Annotated in this window: 25 protein-coding genes and 3 tRNA genes; 16 read left to right on the top strand and 12 right to left on the bottom strand. The window is 55.3% G+C overall.

Features of this window, described 5'->3' with window-relative positions:
* Window positions 1–26: 26 nt before the first annotated feature.
* The 4 genes from ACX5K5_RS11645 (at window position 27) to ACX5K5_RS11660 (ending at window position 3,135) form a co-directional block, all read left to right on the top strand.
* Window positions 27–1,373, top strand: coding sequence for a PspC domain-containing protein (locus tag ACX5K5_RS11645; protein WP_346059049.1), 1,347 nt, complete (start codon window positions 27–29; stop codon window positions 1,371–1,373).
* A 12-nt stretch (window positions 1,374–1,385) separates the two neighbouring features.
* On the top strand, window positions 1,386–1,628 hold the full coding sequence (locus tag ACX5K5_RS11650; RefSeq protein WP_096256922.1) for a hypothetical protein: 243 nt from the start codon (window positions 1,386–1,388) through the stop codon (window positions 1,626–1,628).
* A 14-nt stretch (window positions 1,629–1,642) separates the two neighbouring features.
* On the top strand, window positions 1,643–1,885 hold the full coding sequence (locus ACX5K5_RS11655) for a PspC domain-containing protein (protein WP_096256923.1): 243 nt from the start codon (window positions 1,643–1,645) through the stop codon (window positions 1,883–1,885).
* A 221-nt stretch (window positions 1,886–2,106) separates the two neighbouring features.
* Window positions 2,107–3,135: an ATP-dependent 6-phosphofructokinase gene (locus tag ACX5K5_RS11660; RefSeq protein WP_096256924.1), complete on the top strand. Its 1,029-nt coding sequence runs from the start codon at window positions 2,107–2,109 to the stop codon at window positions 3,133–3,135.
* A gap of 71 nt (window positions 3,136–3,206) precedes the next feature.
* Here ACX5K5_RS11660 and ygfZ read toward each other — a convergent pair whose 3' ends face one another.
* The 3 genes from ygfZ to ACX5K5_RS11675 form a co-directional block, all read right to left on the bottom strand.
* Entirely contained in the window at window positions 3,207–4,292 is a 1,086-nt protein-coding gene (ygfZ, locus tag ACX5K5_RS11665) for a CAF17-like 4Fe-4S cluster assembly/insertion protein YgfZ (protein WP_188684964.1), read from the bottom strand.
* A gap of 2 nt (window positions 4,293–4,294) precedes the next feature.
* Window positions 4,295–4,909, bottom strand: a complete 615-nt coding sequence (locus tag ACX5K5_RS11670) for a heme-binding beta-barrel domain-containing protein (RefSeq protein WP_346059050.1) — start codon at window positions 4,907–4,909, stop codon at window positions 4,295–4,297.
* A 256-nt stretch (window positions 4,910–5,165) separates the two neighbouring features.
* The gene (locus ACX5K5_RS11675; protein WP_459174427.1) at window positions 5,166–5,900 is read right to left on the bottom strand and encodes a hypothetical protein; all 735 of its coding nucleotides are present in this window, start codon (window positions 5,898–5,900) and stop codon (window positions 5,166–5,168) included.
* Between the two features lie 128 nt (window positions 5,901–6,028).
* On the opposite strand from ACX5K5_RS11675, the gene ACX5K5_RS11680 reads away from it, so the two are divergent.
* From ACX5K5_RS11680 to asd, 9 genes are all read left to right on the top strand, one after another.
* Complete coding sequence (locus ACX5K5_RS11680) at window positions 6,029–6,685, top strand: winged helix-turn-helix transcriptional regulator (RefSeq protein ID WP_188684970.1); 657 nt, start codon at window positions 6,029–6,031, stop codon at window positions 6,683–6,685.
* 50 nt (window positions 6,686–6,735) lie between these two features.
* Window positions 6,736–7,695 (top strand): mycothiol synthase, encoded by a 960-nt coding sequence (gene mshD, locus ACX5K5_RS11685; RefSeq protein WP_346059053.1) that lies wholly within the window; start codon window positions 6,736–6,738, stop codon window positions 7,693–7,695.
* Window positions 7,696–7,780: 85 nt separating this feature from the next.
* On the top strand, window positions 7,781–9,997 hold the full coding sequence (locus ACX5K5_RS11690) for an RNA degradosome polyphosphate kinase (protein ID WP_459174428.1): 2,217 nt from the start codon (window positions 7,781–7,783) through the stop codon (window positions 9,995–9,997).
* Window positions 9,997–10,998, top strand: a complete 1,002-nt coding sequence (locus tag ACX5K5_RS11695; RefSeq protein ID WP_096256931.1) for an NUDIX hydrolase — start codon at window positions 9,997–9,999, stop codon at window positions 10,996–10,998. The genes ACX5K5_RS11690 and ACX5K5_RS11695 overlap by 1 nt, the downstream gene beginning before the upstream one ends.
* A gap of 81 nt (window positions 10,999–11,079) precedes the next feature.
* The gene (locus tag ACX5K5_RS11700; RefSeq protein WP_188684973.1) at window positions 11,080–11,409 is read left to right on the top strand and encodes a GNAT family N-acetyltransferase; all 330 of its coding nucleotides are present in this window, start codon (window positions 11,080–11,082) and stop codon (window positions 11,407–11,409) included.
* A gap of 64 nt (window positions 11,410–11,473) precedes the next feature.
* Window positions 11,474–12,289 carry a thymidylate synthase gene (locus ACX5K5_RS11705; protein WP_188684975.1) on the top strand — a complete coding sequence of 272 codons (816 nt, stop codon included), beginning with the start codon at window positions 11,474–11,476 and terminating at the stop codon, window positions 12,287–12,289.
* Window positions 12,286–12,834 (top strand): dihydrofolate reductase, encoded by a 549-nt coding sequence (locus ACX5K5_RS11710; protein ID WP_096256934.1) that lies wholly within the window; start codon window positions 12,286–12,288, stop codon window positions 12,832–12,834. Before ACX5K5_RS11705 ends, ACX5K5_RS11710 begins: the two co-directional genes overlap by 4 nt.
* A 5-nt stretch (window positions 12,835–12,839) precedes the next feature.
* On the top strand, window positions 12,840–13,067 hold the full coding sequence (locus tag ACX5K5_RS11715) for an NF038396 family protein (RefSeq protein ID WP_096256935.1): 228 nt from the start codon (window positions 12,840–12,842) through the stop codon (window positions 13,065–13,067).
* 148 nt (window positions 13,068–13,215) lie between these two features.
* Window positions 13,216–14,298 (top strand): aspartate-semialdehyde dehydrogenase, encoded by a 1,083-nt coding sequence (gene asd, locus ACX5K5_RS11720; protein WP_459175440.1) that lies wholly within the window; start codon window positions 13,216–13,218, stop codon window positions 14,296–14,298.
* A gap of 50 nt (window positions 14,299–14,348) precedes the next feature.
* Here asd and ACX5K5_RS11725 read toward each other — a convergent pair whose 3' ends face one another.
* The 6 genes from ACX5K5_RS11725 to ACX5K5_RS11750 form a co-directional block, all read right to left on the bottom strand.
* Window positions 14,349–15,410 (bottom strand): UDP-N-acetylmuramate dehydrogenase, encoded by a 1,062-nt coding sequence (locus ACX5K5_RS11725; RefSeq protein ID WP_188684979.1) that lies wholly within the window; start codon window positions 15,408–15,410, stop codon window positions 14,349–14,351.
* Between the two features lie 28 nt (window positions 15,411–15,438).
* Complete coding sequence (locus ACX5K5_RS11730; RefSeq protein ID WP_229677067.1) at window positions 15,439–16,647, bottom strand: MFS transporter; 1,209 nt, start codon at window positions 16,645–16,647, stop codon at window positions 15,439–15,441.
* Window positions 16,623–17,063, bottom strand: coding sequence for a MaoC family dehydratase (locus ACX5K5_RS11735; RefSeq protein ID WP_188684981.1), 441 nt, complete (start codon window positions 17,061–17,063; stop codon window positions 16,623–16,625). The genes ACX5K5_RS11730 and ACX5K5_RS11735 overlap by 25 nt, the downstream gene beginning before the upstream one ends.
* Before the next feature lie 3 nt (window positions 17,064–17,066).
* Window positions 17,067–17,513, bottom strand: a complete 447-nt coding sequence (locus ACX5K5_RS11740) for a MaoC family dehydratase N-terminal domain-containing protein (RefSeq protein ID WP_096256939.1) — start codon at window positions 17,511–17,513, stop codon at window positions 17,067–17,069.
* 30 nt (window positions 17,514–17,543) lie between these two features.
* Window positions 17,544–17,804 (bottom strand): hypothetical protein, encoded by a 261-nt coding sequence (locus ACX5K5_RS11745; RefSeq protein WP_096256940.1) that lies wholly within the window; start codon window positions 17,802–17,804, stop codon window positions 17,544–17,546.
* A gap of 64 nt (window positions 17,805–17,868) precedes the next feature.
* On the bottom strand, window positions 17,869–18,810 hold the full coding sequence (locus ACX5K5_RS11750) for a DUF2797 domain-containing protein (RefSeq protein WP_240520556.1): 942 nt from the start codon (window positions 18,808–18,810) through the stop codon (window positions 17,869–17,871).
* 212 nt (window positions 18,811–19,022) lie between these two features.
* On the opposite strand from ACX5K5_RS11750, the gene ACX5K5_RS11755 reads away from it, so the two are divergent.
* A complete protein-coding gene (locus tag ACX5K5_RS11755) occupies window positions 19,023–19,781 on the top strand; it encodes a GTP pyrophosphokinase (protein WP_096257079.1) in 759 nt (252 codons plus the stop codon).
* Window positions 19,782–19,839: 58 nt separating this feature from the next.
* Here the strand turns inward: ACX5K5_RS11755 and ACX5K5_RS11760 are convergent.
* Together ACX5K5_RS11760 and ACX5K5_RS11765 are read right to left on the bottom strand one after the other, a co-directional pair.
* A tRNA-Met gene (locus tag ACX5K5_RS11760) sits at window positions 19,840–19,913 on the bottom strand.
* Window positions 19,914–19,960: 47 nt separating this feature from the next.
* A tRNA-Thr gene (locus ACX5K5_RS11765) sits at window positions 19,961–20,032 on the bottom strand.
* A 411-nt stretch (window positions 20,033–20,443) separates the two neighbouring features.
* Between ACX5K5_RS11765 and ACX5K5_RS11770 the strand changes: the two genes are divergently transcribed.
* Both ACX5K5_RS11770 and ACX5K5_RS11775 read left to right on the top strand, forming a co-directional pair.
* Window positions 20,444–20,515 (top strand) — tRNA-Thr (locus ACX5K5_RS11770).
* A 159-nt stretch (window positions 20,516–20,674) separates the two neighbouring features.
* Window positions 20,675–22,105 carry an HNH endonuclease gene (locus ACX5K5_RS11775; protein ID WP_188685124.1) on the top strand — a complete coding sequence of 477 codons (1,431 nt, stop codon included), beginning with the start codon at window positions 20,675–20,677 and terminating at the stop codon, window positions 22,103–22,105.
* Between the two features lie 320 nt (window positions 22,106–22,425).
* Here ACX5K5_RS11775 and ACX5K5_RS11780 read toward each other — a convergent pair whose 3' ends face one another.
* Window positions 22,426–24,333 carry a DEAD/DEAH box helicase gene (locus ACX5K5_RS11780; RefSeq protein ID WP_096256955.1) on the bottom strand — a complete coding sequence of 636 codons (1,908 nt, stop codon included), beginning with the start codon at window positions 24,331–24,333 and terminating at the stop codon, window positions 22,426–22,428.
* Window positions 24,334–24,628: the final 295 nt, after the last annotated feature.

Consider the following 24,628-nt stretch of genomic DNA (forward strand, 5'->3'; position numbering starts at 1 on the left):
CACGCTTCACGCGAGAGGATTGAAGCATGAACAACGAACACCCTTCACCCAGCAATATCTTTGAGCGACTGCGCGGCGCAGGCATCAATCGCCAAGACTCGCAGTGGCTCGGCGGTGTCGCGGCCGGTATCGCCACTCGACTCAACGTTGATGTCGTGTTGGTGCGTGGCGTTTTTGTTGCACTGAGTTTGTTGGCTGGCTTCGGGCTCATTATTTACGCGATTGCTTGGGCCTTACTGGCTGATACCAGCGGAAAAATCCATTTGGAACAAGCTATTGTCAACAAAGAATGGGCCGCTGCATTAACCGGTGCTTCCATTTTTCTAGGTGTTGGCATCTTCGTTGCCCCGTGGCTTCTGAGTACCGTGGCACCAGTGCTCTGGCCGGTCTTGGTGATTGCCGGTATCGCATTTGTGATCTTTAGCCGCAGAAACAGTAAGTTCGCCGGGTCTAAAGCTCCACATTCGGAGGATCACAAAACAAAAACTCCAGCGACGGACACCACGTCGGCGCCCCATCCGCGCACTGGGTCGGTCATCGAAGTTCCGTGGCGAGATCCCGGTGAGTCATCTTTTAGCGTCAGCGCGACCATGCCGACTGCCGCAGATTCGGCGACCACTTCCTTCGCCACCACACGTCAGCAGCAACCGAAGTTTGAGGAGAAGCCAGTGGAACCCGATACTTACGGCGCCGGCCAAGAGCCACGCCACACGCCGCCACAGGAGGATCCACCCTTCGGTAAGCCGGCAAAGAAGTTACGCAACGCTCCTCCGATCCCCGGATGGGTCTCAACGGTAATCCTCGGTGTGACTGTTCTAGCCGTCGCACTGATTCTCAGCCTCGACTACCTCAAGATGGTGGATCTGCCAGGAAACGGTTGGTCCGTAGCCTTAGCATCCGGTTTGTTCCTTGTGGGCCTGTCCATGGTCTTTGCCGCACTTTCAAATCGCACCAGTGGCGGGCTTTTAGGACTAGCAATCCCCCTGCTCGTCCTAACGGTCGTCTTTTCCGGTTCAGACTTCCGCCCGGGAAATAACGGAATTTATCAGTCAGCTGATAAGGACAGTGAGTACAGCGCGGTCTTCAGCAGTTCAACCGTGGATTTACGGGGCCTGAACAACATCACCGCCCCAAAAACCGTTGAAATTGATTCGGTTTTTTCGAAGCTTGATATTGCCTTACCGGCGAACGTGCCGGTCCAAATCGAAACTAACGGGCTTTTTCTTTCCAATGATGGTGCGCAGTTGCCCCAGGACAACATGAATTTTCCAGCAGACGCTCCGGTGCTCACGGTCAAGATTGATGGTGTCTTTTCCAGTTTTGACACCAGCATTTCAACACCGGGCCTCACCGAAACCAAGACAGATTTCTAAGGAGCAGACACCATGAACACCTCACCACAGAGCGAATCAAAGTTCCCTGCCGGCACGCTGGTTTTCGGTCTGATCCTGATCGTCATTGCGCTTGCCTCGCTCAGCCAGACCGTCTTTAACTGGCAGTTCGACACTCCCTTATTCTTCATCAGCCTCGTAGCACTGGCCGGTGTAGCCATGATTTTTTCGGGTATTGCGTCGGCACGCAAAGCTAAACTCAAGAACAACGACAACTTTTCTAGCAACAACAAATAACTTCAGGAGAAATCATGGATACCTTCTTTAACCAGATCCGTTCAATGCCACTACGCCGCGGTCCAGCCCGCATGGTCGCCGGGATCGCCGGCGGCATTTCCGAAAAATTCGGTTGGGATGTCACCTTGGTACGCATTGGCATGCTGCTTTCCTTCCTCCTACCGGTCATTGGTATTGGCGCCTACATCGTGGCGTGGCTGCTCATCCCGGCGCAGGACGACAGCATTGTGTTGCAGAAGATGCTCCGCAAGTTCTAATCATCTCTTCCCCATAGAGCGGGTTGCTTTCCATTAGTAGTGGAGGCAACTCGCTCTTGTGGTTTTAAACACGTAGAATCGAACACAACTCGATGCTCAATGGCGCGCGGAATCGAAAGACGTCCGAAGGGTTTTCCGCGGATATCCGGCGCCTAATGCACATAATATTTCTTAGGTTCACCGAATATTCGAGGTCTTCCCTGCTTACTAAGTGAGGGTTAATGCGCATTGGAATCATGACCTCGGGTGGCGACTGCCCGGGTCTCAACGCAGTGATTCGTGGAGCCGTGCTCAACGGCATCAAAAGTTACGACTATGAATTTGTTGGCTTCCGCGATGGCTGGCGCGGGGTCAAAGACGCAGACTACTTCGAGCTGCCACGCACCGCAGTACGCGGTATCGCCAAACAAGGCGGAACCATTCTGGGAACCTCACGCACCAACGCTTTTGAAGGTGAAAATGGCGGGGCGGAAAATATCGCGGCAATGCTCAAAGAGCACCAAATCGATGCACTGATTGCCATCGGTGGCGAAGGAACTCTGGCCGGCGCACAGCGCCTATGCGAGGCCGGTTTGCCGGTGGTGGGTGTGCCCAAAACTATCGACAATGATCTTGATGCCACCGACTACACTTTCGGTTTTGATACCGCCAACCAGATTGCCGTTGAAGCAATCGACAGGTTGCGCACCACCGGCGATTCACATCACCGGTGCATGATCGCCGAAGTGATGGGACGGCACGTGGGCTGGATTGCCCTGCACGCTGGCATGGCCTCCGGCGCTCACGCAATCCTGATCCCCGAGGTTTCCACGACCATGGAGGAGATCTACCAGTGGGTCCGCGAAGCACATGAGCGTGGACGCGCCCCGCTCGTTGTTGTCTCCGAGGGCTTTGTTCCCGAAGGTCTTGATGAAGCGTTCTCCGTGCGCGGGGTGGATAGTTTCGGCCGGGCACGGCTGGGCGGCATCGGTGAAATGCTCGCCCCACTTATCGAAGAGCAGACCGGATTAGAAACTCGCGCCACGGTACTGGGACATATCCAGCGCGGTGGCGTCCCCACCGCCTTCGACCGGGTGTTAGCCACGCGTCTCGGTATGGCAGCTGTAGATTCGGTGGCGGACTCGGCATGGGGCACCATGGTGGCTATTCATGGCACCAAGGTAAACCGGGTGCCACTGCGAGCGGCGTTGAATAACCTCAAACGTGTACCTACAGATCGTTATGAAGAGGCGCGTGTGCTCTTCGGCTAAAACACGTTAAAAGAAATGGTCGTGTGCTTCCGGATTCCGGAAGGACACGACCATTTTTGATGCGTGGTGTGTTACTTGCTCGGTGGGGTACGCAAGAACCCGGTGAACCGGCCAGCGGTTTGTCCGGCGTCCGGGGCCACAATAACTTCTTGTGAGGCCGGATAATTACTTTCGCCATCCACCACGGTCAACACCGCTTCGGGATCAACATTGCGCTTGATGACACCCAAGGCAATCGGACCCGCTTCGAAGTGCAGGCTCGTCGAGGTCAACTTTCCAACGGTGCGTTCGCCAAGCTTAATCTCCGAGCCCTCGGCTGGAAGAGTATGCATCGAACCATCTAGGTGCAAAAAGACCAGACGACGTGGCGGGTGTCCAATATTGTGCACCCGGGCAACGGTCTCTTGACCCTTGTAACAACCCTTGTCTAGGTGTACCGCGGTACGCAACCAATCCAGCTCGTGCGGAATGGTTTTGTCATCATTTTCAAAGCCAAAGCGTGGTTCCCACGCCGCGATGCGAAGAGACTCCACAGCCATTGTTCCGGCAAGCTGTTCCTCGCCAACGGCCTGAGCCAGTCGATCAAGTTCAACAATATGCAAGAACCAAGGGCGCTCCAGACCGGGGTGGTCCTCGCGTGAGTAGGCCCAGCCACCAGCATTGACCTGTGGCCAAGGGTTACGCCACACCAGGTCATTACAGGTGGGAATCTCGCGCACTGCACCGAGTACACCGTGGGTTTCGGAGAGATTCGTAATCTCTACACGCAACATGAATCGCATTGAATTAAGGAATTCACGCAGTGGCTCGGCACGGCCAAGCTCGGTAATGAGCAGTACCCGATCGGTGTCAATGAGCACCTTCATCTCATGCTCAATACGTCCCTGCACCGAGAGCAGCAGCGCCTGGCTAGATTCTCCGGGCTTCAGGTTGGTGATCGATTGGCTGCTGAGCGTGTTCAACCAGCTTTGGCGATCCTCACCGCGTAGCTCCAACACATCCAGGTGGCTTAGATCAGCAATGGCCTTGCCCGCAAAGAGGTCACGGGCTTCGCGGGTGGGTGCACCGTAGTGGGATGCCACACCGGCGTCTGCACCGGTACCTGCAATCGCTGACTGTCGGTCTAGGAGTACCGATCGGTACGAATTTTCGCTCATCTTTAGGATTCCATCGCTTCTGCAGTGACGCGCTTGAGGGCGGCCGAGGCATGTGCCTTGAGGTCGTTGTTGCCTAAGGAAACATCCCACCGCCAGAACAGGTTTCCGTTAACGAGTCCATACATTCGGGTGGACGAGGCATACTGCTTAGCATTTTTGCTACGCAGTAGCGCTTCGGTAGCCAGCTGGATACGCGGGCCATCAATGAGCCCGTAATAAAGTTCCGAGATTCCGCCAGGCTGCACAATATGCGCTTGGATCTTAAATCCCTCTTTGGTGTGCAATTTCTGCACATCATCTGCCGAACGTAGTGCCGGGAAGATATCTCCGGGTGTCATTCCTGGACCGGCGTCGGCATCTTGCTGTTGGCGTTCTAACGCCCAAAAGCCGTTTTCCACGGACAGGATGCGTAGCTTGGTGCCATCGACATCAGTCAGCCACGCTTCGCTACGGTATTCCAAATATGGTGCGCCAACGTCGCGGAAGGCGACATGTTGCCAGAAGTGCGGATCCGACTCTTCCCCTTCACCGAGGCGCCCGGTCCCTTCCCAGCTACCAATAAGCCAAGCAAAGGGGACGAGTTCCGGCGTGAGATCCGTGGGAATATCAAAAGCCATTAAACTAGCTGCTCCTTAAAGCCTCGTTAAATGAAAATAGCGCACACATTTTTGTGTGCGCTATTTCTACTTCTGCCCCTTGAAAAGACGCTTTACAACAAGTCCAGCGAATCCGGCCATGCCCAGACCTGCAACGGTCAGCAAGGCGAGGAAGAAAATTTCGAGTGCAAGGTAATTTTCATTCATGCCTACATCTTAGCCCGAGCGCCTTGCCATTTCCGACACTCGTGACGAAGCAGGCATCACATTTCTTCAATTAGTTCAACAGGGCCATCGCATACCAGCTCAGTGCCCCGGCCAGCAGCAAGATTCCACAGGCTAGCGCGAGTACTCCTGAGATAGTGCGCACACTGCGCGAGGACAAAGCCAACGCGCGCAAGCTACCGACCAGCAGTCCTGAAAGAATTCCGATGCAAAGCGCCGGAGCCCAGTCCGGGCCAAAGGTCAACGCGCTAGCTAGCGCACCAAGGGCGCCACCAATAAGCGGTGCAAGGATAAAGGTGATGCGGTCAGGCCAGCGGGTAATCGCGATAGCTCCGGCACCGAGCAGCGCCAACAACGTGGTCAGCGTGGTTCCAAAGGCCCCGTCGGTAAGCCCAATCGCAGCCCACCCGGAACCTTGGGTCACAATGGCCAAACCGGTCACTCCAGAGACCACACCGGCTAGTCGTCCCTCGGAGGAAGCACCACGCAATACTTGCGTAATGAAAATTAATAGCACGCCGGCGGCAATGACCTCCACGCTATGTGAAGTTTGCGTGGCTCCCGGCATAAAAAGGGTCGCCGCGGTGGACGCTAACGCACAGATCGAGAGGATCACGCTCAGGGTCCACGGAGTCTCCGAACGTGTCATACGAGGCCAAGCGTAGGCAAAAATTAGTTGCACCACTACGGCGACAACTGCCATTGCAAAGTTCACCGAACTCCAAGCGGCAGCTCCAAGCAATAGGGCGGCCGCCAGCAGCCCACTGATCAGTACCTTGATTCGCAAACCAAATTTCCCATCGGTAATAGTCGGGGCACTTGCATGTCCACATGCACGCTTTGAATGGTTCTTTCCTTATACTGTGACACGTAAAAACTAAATTTTTGTAACTATTTGGCAGGAGGAAGTCCGTCATGGCGCACCTACTGCTCCTGAGCAATAATGCAGACACCGGCGCTCAGGTACTTCCGGCGTTAGAACTACTGCTTCACGAAGTTCGTTGCCTGCCTGCAAACTCCGAGGCTCTAAGTCAACTAGGTGAGAGCGAAGCGGTCATTCTTGATGCTCGCACCGACCTAGTCGCGTCCCGAACCTTGGCGCAAACCATACACTCTACAGCCAACCTGCCACTGCTTTTGGTCATTGGCGAGGGTGGCCTTGGAGTGTTGAACGCAGGATGGAACGTTTCGGATTTCATCATGCCCACCGCGGCACCCGGAGAACTCGAAACGCGTCTCAGGCTGATCCTTTCGGCGCAACCCGAAACCGTTGCTCCGAAGAACACTTCCGGATTAACCATCGATGAGCTTAGTTACACCGCTCGAATCGATCGCCGCATACTGGATCTGACGTACAAAGAATTTGAGCTGCTCAAATATCTCTGGCAATTTCCTGGCCGAGTATTCACCCGTGAACAGCTACTACACGAGGTGTGGGGCTACGACTACTACGGAGGCACTCGAACCGTGGACGTTCACGTGCGTCGTTTACGCGCAAAGCTTGGTACCGATCACGAACAATTGATTGGCACCGTGCGAAATGTCGGCTACCGCTTCCACAGCGAAGTTTAAGTTTGTTCCGCTACTAGTCCACGCGCGGATCATCGGGCTAAGGTGAAGGTATGAGCGAACTGCCACAGACAACTTTGTCCATCCAAAAAACGCAAGGTGAACTGGAAGAACGCGACCTTTCCGACGTTCGCAAACTTGCCACCAGGGCGCAAGAATCCGATGGGAATCCCCCGCTCAGCGACCAGACTCTGGTGGCTCTAGCCACGGAAGATTCCGCCGAATCGGTACTCAGCCTGCGCGCAGAACTCCAGCTAGAACCAGGGGAAACTGCCTTGGTCGGCGTGCTTGTCGCGGTACGTGACACCACGTCAAATAGCTGGGTGGTAGAACTTGTGGTGCATCCAGAACACCGCGAGCAAGGAATTGGTTCAGCGTTGCTTGAACGCCTAGGCGAAGACCTTGAATTGAGCAGCATTCAGGCTTGGGCTCATGGTGGACATCCAGCAGCTAAAAAGTTAGCAGCCGGCATCGGCCTTGCCACCGTGCGCGAGCTTTACAAGTTACGTCGTGATGATTCCGAAGCTTTAGAAGTTCCCGAACTCAAACAACGCAGCACGGTGCGTACCTTCCGCGTGGGCGAGGACGAGCCTGCCTGGTTGGCAGCAAATAGCGCCTCCTTCGCGCATCACCCGGAACAGGGCTCGCTGACCTTGACGGATCTAGATTCACGCATGGCCGAGGACTGGTTTGACCCTACGGGCTTCTTCTTGGCTTTTGATGCAGAAGAACAGTTGGTCGCCTACCACTGGACCAAGATCCATCCAGCAACAGCCGACGAGGTTCGCCCGATGGGCGAGGTATATGTCGTCGGTGTGATTCCCGAGGCACAAGGCTTGGGTCTGGGCCGAATCTTGACGGCTATGGGTGTGAACTACCTGCTGGAGCTCGGCGTTGGCTCGGTACTGCTGTACGTAGACGCAGATAATGAGCCTGCGGTAAACCTGTACCGGTCATTGGGCTTCACACTTTGGGACACCGACATCATGTACGGCCCACAGCCGATAGAATAATAGTGCCCCAGCGATAAACCAGTTTTTGAACGGTGCGTTGAGGTGCAATGAGGTTTCCACTTGCAGAAAGAAGCGAGTTAAGTAGATGACTACCACCCCGAAACAGCCGGCATCACAACTTCGTGATGTGCCAGCATCCAAGATGAATGAGGACCGCATTGAGCCGGCGATAAAATCGCCCGTGCGGCACCCCGAGGGTGATTTTAACAATGAACGCTTCTTGGACCGCGAACTATCTTGGTTGCACTTCAACGCGCGAGTCCTAGAACTCGCCGAAGACGCCAGCCTGCCGCTGCTTGAACGAGTCAATTTTCTCTCAATCTTCGGTTCAAATCTGGACGAATTTTTCATGGTGCGTGTGGCCGGGCTCAAACGCCGTATTGCCACAGGCATGGCAGTTCCCGCAGCCAACAGCATGAACCCGGTAGACCAGCTTGAACTGCTGCTCAATTCAGCTCATGAACTGCAGACCCGCCATGCGATGGTTTTTGCCGACCAGGTACGTCCGGCATTAGCCGAAGAAGGCATTCGCATTACTCGTTGGGACGAGCTAGGCGATACCGAACGCGAAACACTCTCCGCATGGTTCGTCTCCCAGGTGTTCCCGGTACTCACCCCGCTCGCCGTGGATCCTGCCCACCCGTTCCCGTACATCTCGGGGCTATCGCTGAACCTTGCAGTGGTAGTGCGCAATCCACTGACCGGCAAGGAACTGTTTGCCCGTCTGAAGGTGCCGGACACCATTGCCAGGCTAGTAGGCATCGATGGTGTCAAAGCCGCTCACTCCTCCCAACGCACCGCACGCTTCATCCCGCTTGAAGCACTCATCGCGGTGCACTTGGATCTGTTGTTCCCAGGTATGGAAATCGTGGAGCATCATTTCTTCCGGGTGACCCGTAACGAGGACCTAGAGGTTGAAGAAGACGATGCAGAAAATCTTCTCCAGGCTTTGGAGAAGGAACTGTTGCGCCGCCGCTTTGGCCCACCGGTTCGTTTGGAAGTCGTCGATGATGTTAATCCGCAGATCCTCGAACTGTTGGTGCGCGAACTAAATATCGAAGACGACGAGGTCTTCAGACTTCCCGCTCCACTGGACTTACGTGGGCTCGGTGTTATCGCATCCTTGGACCGGACCGAACTGCACTACACCAAGCATGTTGGCCATACCTCCCGATTCCTCAACGAATCGGAAACCGCGAAGGCCGCCAACGTTTTTGGTGCGGTCCGCCGGCGCGACATTCTGTTGCACCACCCCTACGATTCCTTCTCCACCTCGGTGCAGGCCTTCTTGGAGCAAGCAGCCGCTGATCCTAAGGTCATGGCGATCAAGCAGACCCTGTACCGCACCAGTGGAGACTCCCCCATTGTTGACGCATTGATTGACGCTGCGGAGGCTGGCAAACAGGTCCTGGCCCTGGTGGAAATTAAGGCCCGCTTTGATGAGCAGGCAAATATCAGTTGGGCCCGCAAACTGGAGCAAGCCGGCGTGCACGTGGTCTACGGGATTGTGGGCCTAAAAACTCATTCCAAGCTTTCCTTGGTGGTTCGTAAGGAAGGCGACAAGCTACGTCGCTACTGCCATATCGGCACCGGTAACTACCACCCACGCACGGCCCGCTATTACGAGGACTTCGGCTTACTGACCTGTGATGAAGCCGTAGGCGAAGACGTTTCAAGACTCTTCAATCAGCTCTCGGGTTACGCCCCGCGCTCCACCTATCACCGGTTGCTTGTGGCCCCACGCACCGTACGTACCGGGCTACTTGAATTGATTGAAAAAGAAATCAGCAGCGCCGCCGACGGGAAAGATGCCTCGGTCTACATCAAGGTCAACTCGATGGTTGATGAAGCCATTATTGACGCGCTGTACCGAGCCAGCCAGGCCGGGGTTAAGGTCAATGTGATCGTGCGCGGTATTTGTGCGTTGCGCCCAGGTCTTCCAGGCTTGAGCGAGAACATCGAGGTTCGTTCGATCCTCGGCAGATTCTTGGAACACAGCCGAGTATTCGTCTTTGCTAATTCCGGAGACCCCTTGGTCTATATCGGCAGCGCCGACATGATGCATCGAAACCTGGATCGTCGAGTGGAAGCATTGGTTTCACTCCGCGATCAGGAAGACATCGATACCATGACGGGACTGATGAAGCGTTATATGGATGACTCCACCATGAGCTGGCATTTGGGACCCGACGGGGCCTGGACCCGACATCATCGTGATGCCGATGGAAACCCGCTGACGGATATCCAATTTTGGCTCATGGAAGAACATGCCCGACGTCGAATGAGCGGGCTGCACAACTAGTGACCAGTACTCCAGACTCCCGCTTGGTGCTTTGTTCACTGCAACGTTCCAGCGATGCCGAAGAGATCCGACTCGGCGAATTTGAGGTAATTGCGGCCGGCGCCATCCCTTGGCGAATTGAACATGGACAATTGCAGGTGTTGCTCATCCATCGTCCGCGCTATGACGATTGGTCTTGGCCCAAGGGCAAGCTTGACGCCGGAGAATCAATCCCCGAATGCGCGATTCGGGAGGTCCGCGAGGAAGTCGGGCTGAATATCACCCTAGGACTGCCGCTAGCGGCCACCGCATACACGGTCAAAAACAAAACGAAGGTTGTCTACTATTGGGCGGCACAGGTTGGTGCTGGAATCATTGAGCAACCCGACGGGAGCGAATGTGATCAGTCGCTCTGGGTCCAGGCAGAACAGGCTCGGGAGCAATTAACTAACCCCTCGGATATCGCTCCGCTCGATGACCTGATCAAGGCACATGCCCATCAGCGTTTAGAAAGCATGCCTCTGATCATCGTGCGTCATGCCAAAGCGAAGCCGCGCGGCAAATGGACTCGTGCTGAGGGGGAACGTCCGTTAGCTGCTACCGGCAGACGGCAGGCGCTCGCGGTGGCCCGGATGCTCGAAGCTTGGCGTCCATCACATGTCGCTTCTTCCCCCTGGATTCGTTGTGTCCAAACGGTGACCCCCTACGTGTCCCTGCACGAGATCAAACTGAAAACCATCAACGCGATCACCGAGCACGCGGCCAATCGAAAACCAGAGAAGGCCACCCGCGCCCTTGAGAAGCTCGTTGCCAAGACACGCTCTCAGGTGGTGTGCATGCATCGCCCGGTGCTTCCGTTAGTCATTGCAGTATTGCGTTCTAAGCTTCCGGCGAAGGCCGCCGCGGTGCTGCCGAGCAGTGATCCATTCTTAGAACCGGGCGGAGTTATTGTCGCCCATCAGGTGCCCGGATCCAAACATAAGTTCGTTTCGGTGGAGATCCACGCGCCTTATCACGACTAACCGCTGGACACGCGTTGCATCTACCCTTAAAAGAGACTATGACTAGAGGTGAGAGAAGTCACGTCCAAGGAGGCTAATGCCATGTCCGCTCATCAGCCAGAGCAGCCGGTTCAGAAGATTGTGCATCAAGGGTTGCGTCTGGATCATGACGAGAGTCGCCAGCGCTACAGCCTTTGGCATGGTTCGACCTTCATCGGTTTTATTGGTTATCAGCGCGAAGATCAGCTGGTGACCTTGCAACACACGATCGTGAATGAGGAATTCGGCAAGCGTGGTTACGCTCGTGCGCTGGTGACCATGGTGCTAGATAAGTTACGTGCCGAGGGAGCAAAAATCGTTCCGGAGTGCAGCTACGTGCAGGACTATTTGAACCGCTACCCGGAATACCACGACATGGTTGCCACACAATAGCTAGCGAAGTCTCACATTTCGCCTGTAGCTCTCGCGCGAGCTTCCGCGCTACAGCTACGATGTAATGGTGACTTCCCAGAACATCGAGACCCCATACGAAGATCTGTTGCGTGACGTGCTGGAAAACGGCACCGCAAAAGAGGACCGCACCGGCACCGGCACACTTTCGGTGTTTGGTCGTCAGCTCCGCTTTGATCTGAGCGAATCTTTCCCCCTGATCACCACTAAGCGGGTGCATTTCAAATCTGTCGCCGCGGAACTGCTGTGGTTTTTGCGTGGCGAATCGAATGTGAAGTGGTTGCAGGATCAAGGCGTGCGCATTTGGAACGAGTGGGCCGATGCAGACGGCGAGCTCGGTCCGGTTTATGGTGTGCAATGGCGTAGCTGGCCCACCCCGGACGGTTCGCACATTGACCAGATTTCCGAGGTCATGGAATCCCTGCGCAGCAATCCGGAATCTCGTCGTCATATCGTTTCGGCATGGAATGTCTCGGAAATTAAGCACATGGCGCTGCCTCCGTGCCACGTGTTCTTCCAATTTTATGTCGCCGATGGAAAACTCTCCTGCCAGCTTTATCAGCGTAGCGCTGACATGTTCCTCGGAGTCCCCTTTAATATTGCCTCCTACGCGCTGCTGACCAAGATGGTCGCCGCACAGCTTGATTTGGAACCGGGCGAATTCATCTGGACCGGTGGAGACACACACATCTACACCAACCATTTGGACCAGGTTCGTGAACAGCTCAGCCGCGATCCGTATCCGTACCCAACGCTGGAATTCGCGTCCAAACCACAGTCGCTTTTTGACTACACGCTCGAAGACTTTGTGCTCAAGGATTACCAGCATCACCCAACGATCAAGGGGAGCGTTGCGGTATGAGTTCACGCCACGCCAAAGAATCTCAGAGCCTCATAGGTGCCATTTGGGCGCAGGGCGCCAACGGCATTATTGGTGCTGACGGCACGATGCCCTGGCATGTGCCAGAAGATCTCGCGCATTTTAAACGAGTCACAGCCGGTCATCCGGTGGTGATGGGTCGCAATACCTGGAACTCTTTCCCGGAGAAATATCGGCCGCTACCGAACCGAAGTAATATCGTGGTGACCTCCGGTGACCACGAGCAGCTACGCACCGCCGGCGCACTTCCTGTCGGCTCGGTAGACGAAGCCTTAGCTCTTGCTAAACAAAGCGAAGGCAGCGAAGAAATTTGGATTATCGGCGGAGGCAAGCTCTACGCCGCCACCCTGGATTTGTTGGACATCGCCGTGATTACACGGCTGAACCTCAATCCCACCGGGGATACCAAAGCCCCCACATTGACTAAAGACTTTGTCCTGTCCTCAGCCGACCCGGCTGAGCAATGGCACAGTTCAAAAAGCGGAACCGAATACCGCTTCGAATCCTGGATCCGTGAAAAGGACTAACCTACGTGAAAAAATACTTGAGCGAGCTCAAACAACACTCTGACGCCCTGTTTATCCTCGGATACATGCTGTTCCCGTTGCTCGCCCTTGTGGTAGCGGTGCTGGGATTCTTCATGGTGCTCGACGGCGCTAAGATCTTCGGCCTCATCTTGTTGTTGGTTCCCACCCAACTATTTATCTTTGCCGCAATGTGGGCGATCAAAAATCGCAAACTGTTGCTAGAGGAGAAGTAAAGCTTCTGCTTACTCAAATCACACTCGAACCCTGCTGGGGCTCGGGTGTGATTCTGCTTTAACTGCTGTAACGAACCGAGCCGGTTGCCGTGAAGCGTCCTAACATGGAGATATGACTTCATCTGTTGGATTTGTTGGTTACCGTGGCATGGTTGGTTCCGTGCTGATGCAGCGCATGCTCGACGAGGGCGATTTTGCGCAACTGAACCCGGTCTTTTTCTCGACGTCGAATGCCGGCGGCGCAGCCCCTAGCTTTGCGCAGGGTGCCGAGCCGTTGCAGGACGCCTACGATATTAAGACTTTGGCCAAGCTGCCGATTATCGTCACCGCACAGGGCGGAGATTACACCGCTAAGGTGCACAGCGAGCTGCGTAAGTCCGGTTGGGATGGCCTGTGGATCGATGCAGCCTCAACCTTGCGTATGAACGAAGACTCGGTCATCGTATTGGATCCGGTGAACCGAAATGTCATCGACCAGTCGTTGGTCGCAGGCGTTAAAGACTTTGTCGGCGGCAACTGCACCGTCTCATGCATGCTTATGGGTTTGGGTGGGCTGTTCAAGAACAACCTGGTTGAGTGGAGCACTTCCATGACCTACCAGGCAGCTTCCGGTGGCGGCGCACGCCATATGCGCGAGCTGCTGACCCAGTTTGGGGACATCAATTCGGCGGTCTCCGCCGAACTAGCTGATCCAGCCTCCGCCATCTTGGACATTGACCGCAAGGTGCTCGAAGCTCAGCGCGGTGGACTGGACGCCAGCCAGTTTGGGGTACCGCTAGGTGGCTCGCTGATCCCATGGATCGATGCGGACCTAGGCAACGGCCAGTCCCGCGAAGAGTGGAAGGCCGGAGCCGAGACGAACAAAATCTTGCAGACCTCCGGGGATCATCACATCATTGTTGATGGCCTGTGCGTGCGTATCGGCGCGATGCGTTCACACTCGCAAGCGTTGACCATCAAGCTGAAGGATGACCTCACGGTCTCGGAGATCGAATCGCTGCTCGACGAGGACAATGAGTGGGCCAAGGTGGTGCCAAATGAAAAGGAAGCCACCATGGATAGGCTGACCCCGGTCGCTGCCTCGGGCACCTTGGATATCCCGGTGGGCCGTATTCGCAAGCTGGAAATGGGACCTAAGTACATCTCCGCGTTCACCGTCGGTGACCAGCTGCTCTGGGGCGCCGCAGAGCCGTTGCGCCGCATGCTGGCCATCGCTCAAGGTCGCCTGTAAAGACAAACATTTAGCCCCTTCGAATTCGATTCGAAGGGGCTTTTTGTGCGCTAAAGCGTTAAATCAATGAGCAACGGTTCGTTGACCAGTTCAATGCCAAAGCGTTGTTGTACCCCGGCACGCACGGCGCGGGCGACAGTCAGTAGGTCTTCAGCGGTAGCACTTCCCCGGTTGGTGACCGCCAGGGTGTGCTTGGTCGACAAGCTAGCGCGGCCATGAGCCAAACTGAACCCCTCGGTGCCTTCGAGCCCGAAGCCCTTGGAGAATCCCGCCTGATCGATCAGCCAAGCTGCGGAAAGCTTCACCAGGCCGTCAGTGTCCACCGGATAATTTGGGGCACCTTCTGGCAATCGTTCAAGCACCGATACGTCAACAATCGGGTTGGTGAAGAAGGACCCGGTGGAGTGCGAATCCACGTCCTTCGGTTCGTAAACCATGCCTTTGGAGCGGCGTAGTTCAAGCACCTGCTGGCGCACCAGCTGTGCCGGGGCCGATTCACCGGGGGCAACGCCCAAACGGCGAGCTAGTTCCGCATAACGTATCGGCGCCGAATCATCCGTACGAGTAAGCTCAAAGGCAACTTCGAGCACCACAAAGCGTGGTGAACCGGCAACGCTGGTGCGCTTAATCAGCGAATCCCGGTAAGAAAATTCGAGCTCTTCACGATGCAGCGTCAGCCCGGTACCTAGGTGGCGGTCATAAACCCGCGCCCACGCCAGGTGCTGGGACACGTCAGCTCCGTAGGCACCCACGTTCTGCACCGGGGTGGCCCCGGCACAACCGGGGATGCCGGACAGCGCCTCCAAGCCGCTCAGTCCCTCTACGAGGCTGTACTCCACGCAAGCGTCCCAATTCTCACCGGCAGCGACGCGCAACAACACCGTATTGGTGTCCAAAGTTTCAAGCTGCAACCCTCGGGTGGCGATCTGAATGGCGGTTCCCCGGAAGCCACGATCGTTGATCACCAGGTTTGAACCTCCACCGATGAGCAGTACCGGTGTCCCGGCAGCGTCGGCTGTAGCCAGCGCAGAGACCAGCTCTTCTTCGGTACCTGCCACCACCAACTGGTCGGCGGGCCCGCCGACCTGTGAGGTCGTCAAATTCTTCAGCATGCTCCTACTTTCGCATATTTTCGCGGTGCTATTTTTCGCTTCGGTGATCGGCTACATTCGAAGAAAGGAAGAAGGCCAGGACCACCAGAATCGAGATGGAACCTAATGCCGGCAACAGGCCAATTGCCCCGGCTAAAAGGCCCAGCAGCGGCGGTCCGCCTAAGAACGCGCCATAACCAATGGTGGAGACCACCGAGACGCGGGTCGCTGCCCGCAGTGGGTCCTGTGAGGCGGCGCTCATGGCCAGTGGGAAAGTCAGGGCAACTCCCATTCCCCAAATGGCTAAGCCAATAAATGCTAAGGGCAGGTTTCCAGCAAAGGCAAAAAGCAAGACACCTATCAGGGCTGCAATGGCACTGGATCGAATCATGATCACGCGTCCCAGACGCAAGATCAGATCACCGGATAGTAGCCTCGTGAGAGTCATGGTGCTGACAAATACGCCATACCCAATCGCGCCGGTGGCCTCGCTCGTTTGGTAACCGTCGGCCAATGCCAAGGCTACCCAATCCCCTGCTGCTCCCTCGGCCAATGCCATGCCTAGGACCAGCACGCCAAGCAAGATGGTTTGTGGTTCTTTCCACGCTTGGGCCAGAGACGGGCCCGAATGGTTGCGTGGGGTACGGCTGAAATCTTCACCGAAGCTCCGGGCACTGACCAGCACCGTCACCACGATAATCACGCCCATCACCGCATAGTGCACATAGAGCGGCAGATTAGCCGCCGCTGCCAGCGCGCCAACGCCGGCCCCCAGCACGGTGCCAATGGAGAAAAATCCATGAAGCGCCGGCATAATGCTTCGGCCTAGCGCCCGTTCCATGGCTGCGCCCTGAACATTCGAGGCCACATTCCACGAAGCGGTACCCAATCCTTGAGTGAACAGGAAAATCCCGGTCAGCAAGGTGGATTCAAACACCGAGGCGCTGATACCGATCAGCAGCAACGAACAACCTGCCAGGGTCGAAGCGATGCGCATGACGCTGGTGGCTCCTAGCCGCAGCACTGCCTGTCCGGACAACGCCACGGACAAAAACGAACCGGCGCTCAGACACAACAGTAGTAAGCCCACATTTGCGTGGTCTAGTTGCAAGGCATCGCGCAATGCCGGGAGCCTGGAGACCAGGGCAGAGATCAAGAGGCCGCTGGCCAGGTAGGCGGCAAGTAGCCCGTTGCGCCAGGCGAATACCGTGCCCTCGCCGCCTAGTTGCTTGTTCAGAGCTGGACTACCGCCTGGCACTTCATCAGTACCTTCGTGCCGTTAGCGGTGACCGTCAGGTCCACGCGTGCCGTTTGCGCTTCTTCGTCCAGTGCACCGATCTTGCCCTCAACCTCAATGGCGGTACCTTCGGCATCGCTCGGGTTGCTCCCTGCGGGATCTTCTACCACTACCGGCTTGGTGAAGCGGGTCTGGTAATCCACAATGGCGCCCGGGTTTCCTACCCACGCGCCGACAAGATCAACAACAGCACCCATGGTAAACATGCCGTGGGCGATTACCGAGGGTAGCTCAACTTCGGTTGCAAAGCGTTCGCTGTAGTGGATCGGGTTGAAGTCTCCCGAGGCACCTGCGTACCGCACCAGGTCACCACGGTTCACCGTGACGGTCTTTGAACCGATTACTTGACCTTTTTCTAGGCTAGAGAATTTGATCATGGTTTAGTCCCCTGCCCGTACCAGTAGCGATGATGTGGTGGTGGCGACCTTCTCGCCGGACACCGTGGTGATTTCGGCGCGCGTGGTGATCATTGCACCGGCACCCATTTCGCGGATCTGGTCCACATAGAGTTCTGCCAGCAGTTCGTCTCCGGCCACGATAGGGCGGTGGTGGGTGAAACGCTGATCTGCGTGCACCACACGTGAGAAGTCAATTCCGGAGGCAGGATCTGCGATCAGCTGAGCATCTGCTCGCTGCGCGATAATGATGACAAAAGTTGGTGGGGCCACCAAATCTGCGTAACCCAATGCTTGGGCGGCCTGCACGTCAAAGTGCGCCGGGGAGCTAGCTTTTGTGGCCGTGGCGAATTCACGAATTTTTTCGCGACCTACCTGGTAGGACGCGCCAGCGGGGTAAATATGCCCCACGAGGTCAGGGTTGATACCCATTAGTTCTCCTGAACGTTGCGAGTTACTCGGTTACTTTTGCTTCTTGGCGCGCGGAACGGCAAGCCCATTGGCGATACGCCACTTGCGGGTGTCCCTGGCACGGATAACCAAGCCGATGATGTGGCACAGCATGCCAACGATCATGATGCCTATGGCCGTGTATACCAGCGACAGCGAGGGGATGTTCGAGCCAATAATTGCCAATATGATGCCAAAGCCCATGACCCCCATGGCAGTGAACACAAACTTTTTGTAGCGCGGTGAGGCCGCTTCCCATGGAGTGTTGGTCATGGCATCCAGTTTAGTTCAGAGTGCGCGGTACAAAGCCCAGATGAAGCGATAACACGGGTGAAACTCAGAACAGTGGTGATTGTTCTTCGAAGAACTCACCGCGTTGCGCTTCGACATTCACTTCACGGGTTTTCAACTCCGCCGCGTCTAGCAAGCGCAAAGTAGTGTTTTCCCCGCTGTCGACCAGGATGCTCTGCCCTAGTACTCCGCGCACGCGCAGATTCATTTCATGGCCGGCAATGGGCTCCGTCCACGGATGTACTGTTTTTGAATCCCAGGCTCGCACCACTTCCAGAGCGTAGGCAGGCTGCACCCACTTTTGGTCTAGCAGTTCCACTCCGTAGGCGGCTAGTTCACCTTGGGACTCCAAGAATTTCTTGGCACGTGTCGCCTCTAACGCATTGGCTGCGTCCAAACTTACTTCGTCTAGCTCCCAGGAGGTCAGCCCCTTGACCTTGGATTTCTGCCGGACTTGTTGTTTAAGACCCACGTGCTCAGTCACTAGATCTTCCAACACTCGAATCGCACCACCGTCACTGGCACGCGCCACATATCGGGCGCTCACCGCTCCTTGCTGTGCCAGACGGGTCCATTTACTCTGTGTGGAGGTCGTACCAACCTTGGTGGCTCCATGGGCAAAACTTGCGACATAGAGGAAATGTGGTTGCTCTAAATATTTGCGCAGGCCCTGTGGTGCTTCACCGGTCTTGTGAAACTGGTGCATGAATTTGCTCTGGTCCAAGCGCCGGCACCCGTCGCATTGAGTTCCGGTATTTAGTCCTTTGAGCTTGGGGCAGCTATGCAATGTTCGTGAGCCATCATCACGCATGGTGACATAACCTAAACAAAATTTAGTCTGCCCAACGCGCAACCTGATTGAGCGGTTTTCACTCAGTGGTTCGTTAACCCATTCTTCACCGCGACGCAGTCTGAGCACTGGGACTGGCTCATGCGGCGAGAAGCTAATGCCATGGCAAAGCTGCCGGTTTTCACGTTCGAGAATCATCTGCGCCTTTCAACAAGTTCTGCATTCAACGTTAGAGCATTGAACATCTCGGATCTGCACGCGCAATGTGCATCGGATTCATGCGCAATTCTTAGTCGACAGGATTAGGGTTGAAAGAAAAGACGAACAAATAGTGTGTTTCGAGTCTGCTAACTGAGCTAGAGGTGGTCGAGATTTCTTCCAATTCAGATGAACCCCACGCGGTGATTCCAATGCCTGCCACGGAGTTTTCAAATTCCAACGGCGCCATGGTCTACGATTTCGCTCATTCGCTACGGCAGTCGCTTCCGAAGTTCATGATGGAGTACCGTTTCGCCGCTGACGAAGTGCTGACTAAGGTTTCGATTCTGCGCGAGGAGTTTTTGTACCTGCACAAGTACAACCCCATCGAACATGTTTCGTCACGCGTGAAATCTCCGGAGAGTATTCTGCGCAAAGTCGTCAAACGTGGCATCAATCCGGATCTGGCATCCATTCGAGCCAACATCACCGATATTGCAGGTATCCGTATCACTTGCAGTTTCATCAAAGACACTTACAAGGTACTGCACACGCTCACCGCACAAAATGATCTGAAAGTGTTGCAGATCAAGGACTACATCAAGCATCCAAAACCCAATGGGTATAAGAGCTTGCATCTAATTCTGGAGATCCCGGTCTTCCTATCCGAAGGTCCAGTCCCGGTCATCGTTGAAGTCCAAATACGCACCATCGCCCAGGATTTTTGGGCAAGTCTTGAACATAAGATTTTTTACAAGTACGAGGGTGATGTTCCTGAACATCTGGTCGAAGAGCTCACCGATGCGGCAAACGCCGCGGAAAAGTTGGACTTGCAAATGCAACGGCTCCATACCGCGGTTCATGGCCACGATGTTAATGCAGAGTCTCCCACGGTGGGGGAACCGTTCGACGAGACCTTGATGGAACAGGTCAGAGCTCTGGCGATGAAGTCATCATCCAAAGAAGAGTAAGAAATATTTAAACGAAGAAAGCCTCGAAAACTCTAGGAGTTTTCGAGGCTTTTGTCGGTAGCGGCGCCGGGACTCGATCCCGGGACCTCACGATTATGAGTCGTGCGCTCTAACCAGCTGAGCTACGCCGCCACAAGTGGGAAACCATCCTGTAGAAGCCAAGATGACTTCCCACTCAGAGCCCCCTGCCGGAATCGATCCGGCGACCTCGTTCTTACCAAGAACGCGCTCTACCACTGAGCTAAGGGGGCAACGAGTAAATACTCTACACGGATTTCTCAGCAAAGAAAAATCGCAGTCCACGTCGAATCAAAATCCATCAAATCACCTATATAGCCAAGTCAGAAGCGGATACGAATTTCGAACTGGTGCTTCGTTTCTGAACTTCAAAGAAAACTTGGCCAGTGACGCTACTCACGAAGTTAGTCAACACTTCACTACTTGTGCAGGAACGTGATGGCCATTGATTCAAATGCAAACGTCAATGGATTGAAAGTCGAACTTTGCTACAAATACTTTCCTCTACTTCGCGAGAATCCATGAATCCGCGACACCGAGCTCGAGGCGCAGAACGCCTAATGAGATCCGATTTTGTGACTTCTGGCACTCACCCTAGGGCGATTTTGAAAACCCTTTGAATGTGTGTAAAGTATTTATCTGTTGCCCCCTTAGCTCAGTGGTAGAGCGCGTTCTTGGTAAGAACGAGGTCGCCGGATCGATTCCGGCAGGGGGCTCAGATAAGAGGGAGAGAATCTTTGATAGATTCTCTCCCTCTTGCTTTATTTAACATCCCTTTCGACCAGACCCAGAACCGGCGAAACTTTCGAAGTTCCGTAATCCACAGGTCGAAAATTTACCTCTAAAACGTCTGTAACGCACTATAAAATGGAGTTATGTACGAAGACGGATGCGACGATCGCGATAACTTCGAAAACGAGGCTCCTAAGTGGCCTCCAGACAATGGACTTCACGAAGGCTGTGAAGCCTTGGTGGGGAAAGTTAACGACAATCTGGGCCAGCTCATCGCTCATGGCGGCAGGTCCGCATACTCAGCAGCACTGAATGAGTTGGAACGCACCAAAGCTAGTTTCTGCGCAGCTCAGATAAAGATGGCTTACCTTTTCGAAAAAGAAGTCGTTCGCGACCATGAGGAACGCGGCGTCTTCATAGATGAAAGCGAACGTGGTGCCGCTTCTGCGGTGGCAATGAGCCGTCGTCAGCCACCGACAGGTGCCCGAAGCTACATGAAATCTTGTCGGATACTGGTAGAAGATATGCCGAATCTTTTACTAGCTCTTGATCTAGGTGATCTCTCGGAGCGACAGATATTCGCCGCTACGTCCCCTTTGCAAGAAGTTAATGCTGAACATCGCAGGGAGTTCGACCAGCTGTTTCGCACCCATCCGGAAATGTTTGAAGGGCTCGGCGTCAAGGCAATCGGCGACACAGTTCGCAAGTTCACCGAACGTTTTGAAAGCACCACGAAGGCGTTCCAGGCTGAAGATGAAGCCTCGAAGCGATACTCACGATTTCGCAAGAGCGGAAATTGTGTCATGCTCAGCGCTAAACTCCCGCTCGCAGAAGGCACCGCCTTATGTAAGTCAATCAAGCAGCGGGTCAACGAACTGCGTCGTAGCGGAGACCCACGAACAAAAGATCAGCTGATGGCTGACATGTTGATTTGCAGTCAGATTGAGGGTTTCCCTCCCAAGCTCCCCTTGTTCGTTGATATTAAACTGATCATGACGGATAAGAGTTTGCTCATGGGCGATCGCGAACCGGCAAATCTACCCGGGTACGGGATCATTCCTTCCCAATATGCGCGCGAACTAGTGGCGGGGGCGCAGATACGGGTCAACGATTACTTCCATGAGTATCCGGAACACGACGACCTAGCGTTACGAATCTTCACCTTCCCTGAAATCCAGCGGTTGTATACAGCCCCTGGAAATCAAGATTTAATTGCCATGGATTCCAAAGCACGCGAGTTCCCGGACGCAATGAAGGAATTCATCAAGATCCGAGATGTTCATTGTCGGACACCATATTGCGATGGAATCATAGAAAACGTTGACCACGTGATGCAGCATTATCTTGGTGGCCCGACAAATGTAAAAAATGCTGACGGTCGGTGTCAATGGTGCAATCTTGCCAAGGAACAACCGGGATGGTTTGAGATTGTGGTGCACGAACAACCGCACTCGATGCGAATCAATCCCGGAGATGGCGCTATTTATCAGTCTTTGGCACCACCAGCAACGGGAGTAGTACGAGACGTGATCCCTCCGATTCTTCCGTATGGATATCGGTGGCAACGTGAATAGTTCTCGGAGAACCTAGATTCTCTACCTGCCCAGGGGACATCTCCTACTGTTTCATCACCGTGCCTACCCTGAATCAGACTTGCGACGACAACACTGATCAAACTAATGGTCAGGGTATCCCCCTGCCCAAACGTTGTGAGGCGCTGTGTGTGGCCTCTGCACGCGTTAGAGCGAGGAGGCTAGGCCCAGAGTTCGTCCAGGCCTTATTGGGACTCTCAGCGCGAACTTTCCTGGCATTGTCTATGTCGCGTTTTAGGCACAAAAAAGCACTCCCGCGAGCCGTTTTCACGATTCAAGGGAGTGCTCTTAGGTTTTAAGACTTAGTAGTCGCGACGTCCACCGCTACGGCTTCCGCCACCGAAGCGCTTTTCGCCACCGCCGCGTCCGCCACCGAAGCCGCCGCGTCCACCGCCGCCGCCGAAGCCGCCACGTCCGCCGCCGCGTCCGCCACCGAAGCCACCGGAACGCTTACGGTCGCCGTAGCCACCGCGGTCCGAATCTTCAGCTGGGCTGCGACCGTTGTCTAGCTCCAGGTTGATGGCTTCGCCACCAATGCGGGTGTTAGACAGTGCACGCCACTGGTCTTTGGTCAGCTCTGCTGGCAACTCGACCAAGGTGTGATCCGAACGGATATCAATGCCACCGATTTCGGAGGAGTTGAAGCCGCCTTCGTTGGCAAGTGCGCCAACGATGGAGCCCGGCTGAACGCGGTTCTGACGACCCACGGCCAAACGGTACATTGCGTTGCCTTCCGCTGCAGTCTTACGACCACGTGGGGCACGCTCGCCGCGTCCGCCTTCACGCTCGCCACGTCCGCCTTCGCGGTCCATGCGAGCCTTCTTCGAAGGTGGGATCACTGGCTCGGTCATCAGCAGTGGGCGACCACCCTGAGCCATCAGTGCCAGTGCAGCAGCGATTTCAAGCTGGTCTAGGTCTTCGTGCTCTGCAGCAAAACGCTCCACGATTTCACGGAAGGTGCTCAGATCCTGACCACTGATGGTCTGATCGATGCGATCGGTGAAACGCTGGATACGACGGTCATTGACCGTGTCCAGGGAAGGAAGCTGCATCTGAGTCACTGGCTGGCGGGTAGCCTTTTCGATGGCACGCAGTAGGTACTTCTCGCGTGGGGTCATGAAGAGGATCGCGTCGCCGGTACGGCCTGCACGGCCGGTACGGCCAATGCGGTGCACGTAGGACTCGGTGTCGTGTGGGATGTCGTAGTTGATGACGTGGGAGATGCGTTCCACGTCAAGGCCACGGGCAGCCACGTCGGTTGCGACCAAGATGTCGATCTTGCCCGAACGCAGGTTCTCGACGGTGCGCTCACGCTGCTGCTGTGGGATGTCACCGTTGATAGCTGCGGCGGTGAAGCCCCGAGCCTTCAGCTTGTCGGCAAGATCTTCGGTAGCCATCTTGGTGCGAACGAAGGCGATAACGCCTTCAAATGGTTCGGATTCCAGGATACGAGTCATGGCGTCGAGCTTGTGAGCTCCCATAACCTGCAGGTAACGCTGGGTGATGTTGGTGCCGGTCGAGGTGTTCGACTTGACCGAAACTTCCTGTGGGTTACGCAGGTATTCGGCAGCAATGCGGCGAATGGTGCGTGGCATGGTTGCGGAGAACAGTGCAACCTGCTTGTCCTTTGGAGTCGACTCCAAGATCTTGTCGACCTCTTCGGCGAAGCCCATGCGAAGCATTTCGTCGGCCTCATCCAGTACTACGTACTGAAGGTTGGACAGGTCCAACGAACCCTTGTTGATGTGGTCGATGACGCGGCCTGGGGTACCGACAACAACCTGTGCGCCGCGGCGCAGTCCGTTAAGCTGTGGGCCGTATGGCGAGCCACCGTATACCGGAAGGACGGTGAAGTCGCTCAGGTACTTGGCGTAAGAAGTGAAAGCCTCAGCAACCTGAAGAGCCAGCTCGCGGGTTGGAGCTAGAACCAGGATCTGTGGGGTGCGAGCTGGACCGTTAAGGTCTGCAAGCTCAGCCATGCGGGACAGTGCCGGCAGCGCGAAGGCTGCGGTCTTACCGGTACCGGTCTGTGCCAGACCAACTACGTCACGGCCTTCAAGAAGCAGTGGGATGGTGGCTGCCTGGATTGGCGATGGCTTCTCGTAGCCTAGGTCGGCTAGTGCTGCAAGCACTCGGGCGTCAAGACCAAGTTCGCTGAAAAGCACGGTCGGCTCTTCGGTGGTCTTTTCGTCATTGGTGTTTACGGGCATGTCTGATGACACGAAGAATTACCTCATTCGTTTGGGGAGGGCCTACCCGTCCCCAATTTAAGAACGACGCATAGGCTACACAGTAAGAAAACTACTCACGCTCATCAAGCGCTCCCCTATGACATAAAAACCGCGCACACACTTGGCGGAAGAAATACAACACGAGAAGGCTCTTGCCTCAAAAATTGGGCTAGATGCAAGGAAACCCTGATGTTCGCGAACACCTAATACTATCGACAAGTAGGCTCATTTGTCAGCGTGGGAGCCGTGTGAGTTCGGGCACCGCTTGCAAAGT

The sequence above is a fragment of the Glutamicibacter bergerei genome (assembly GCF_054495185.1).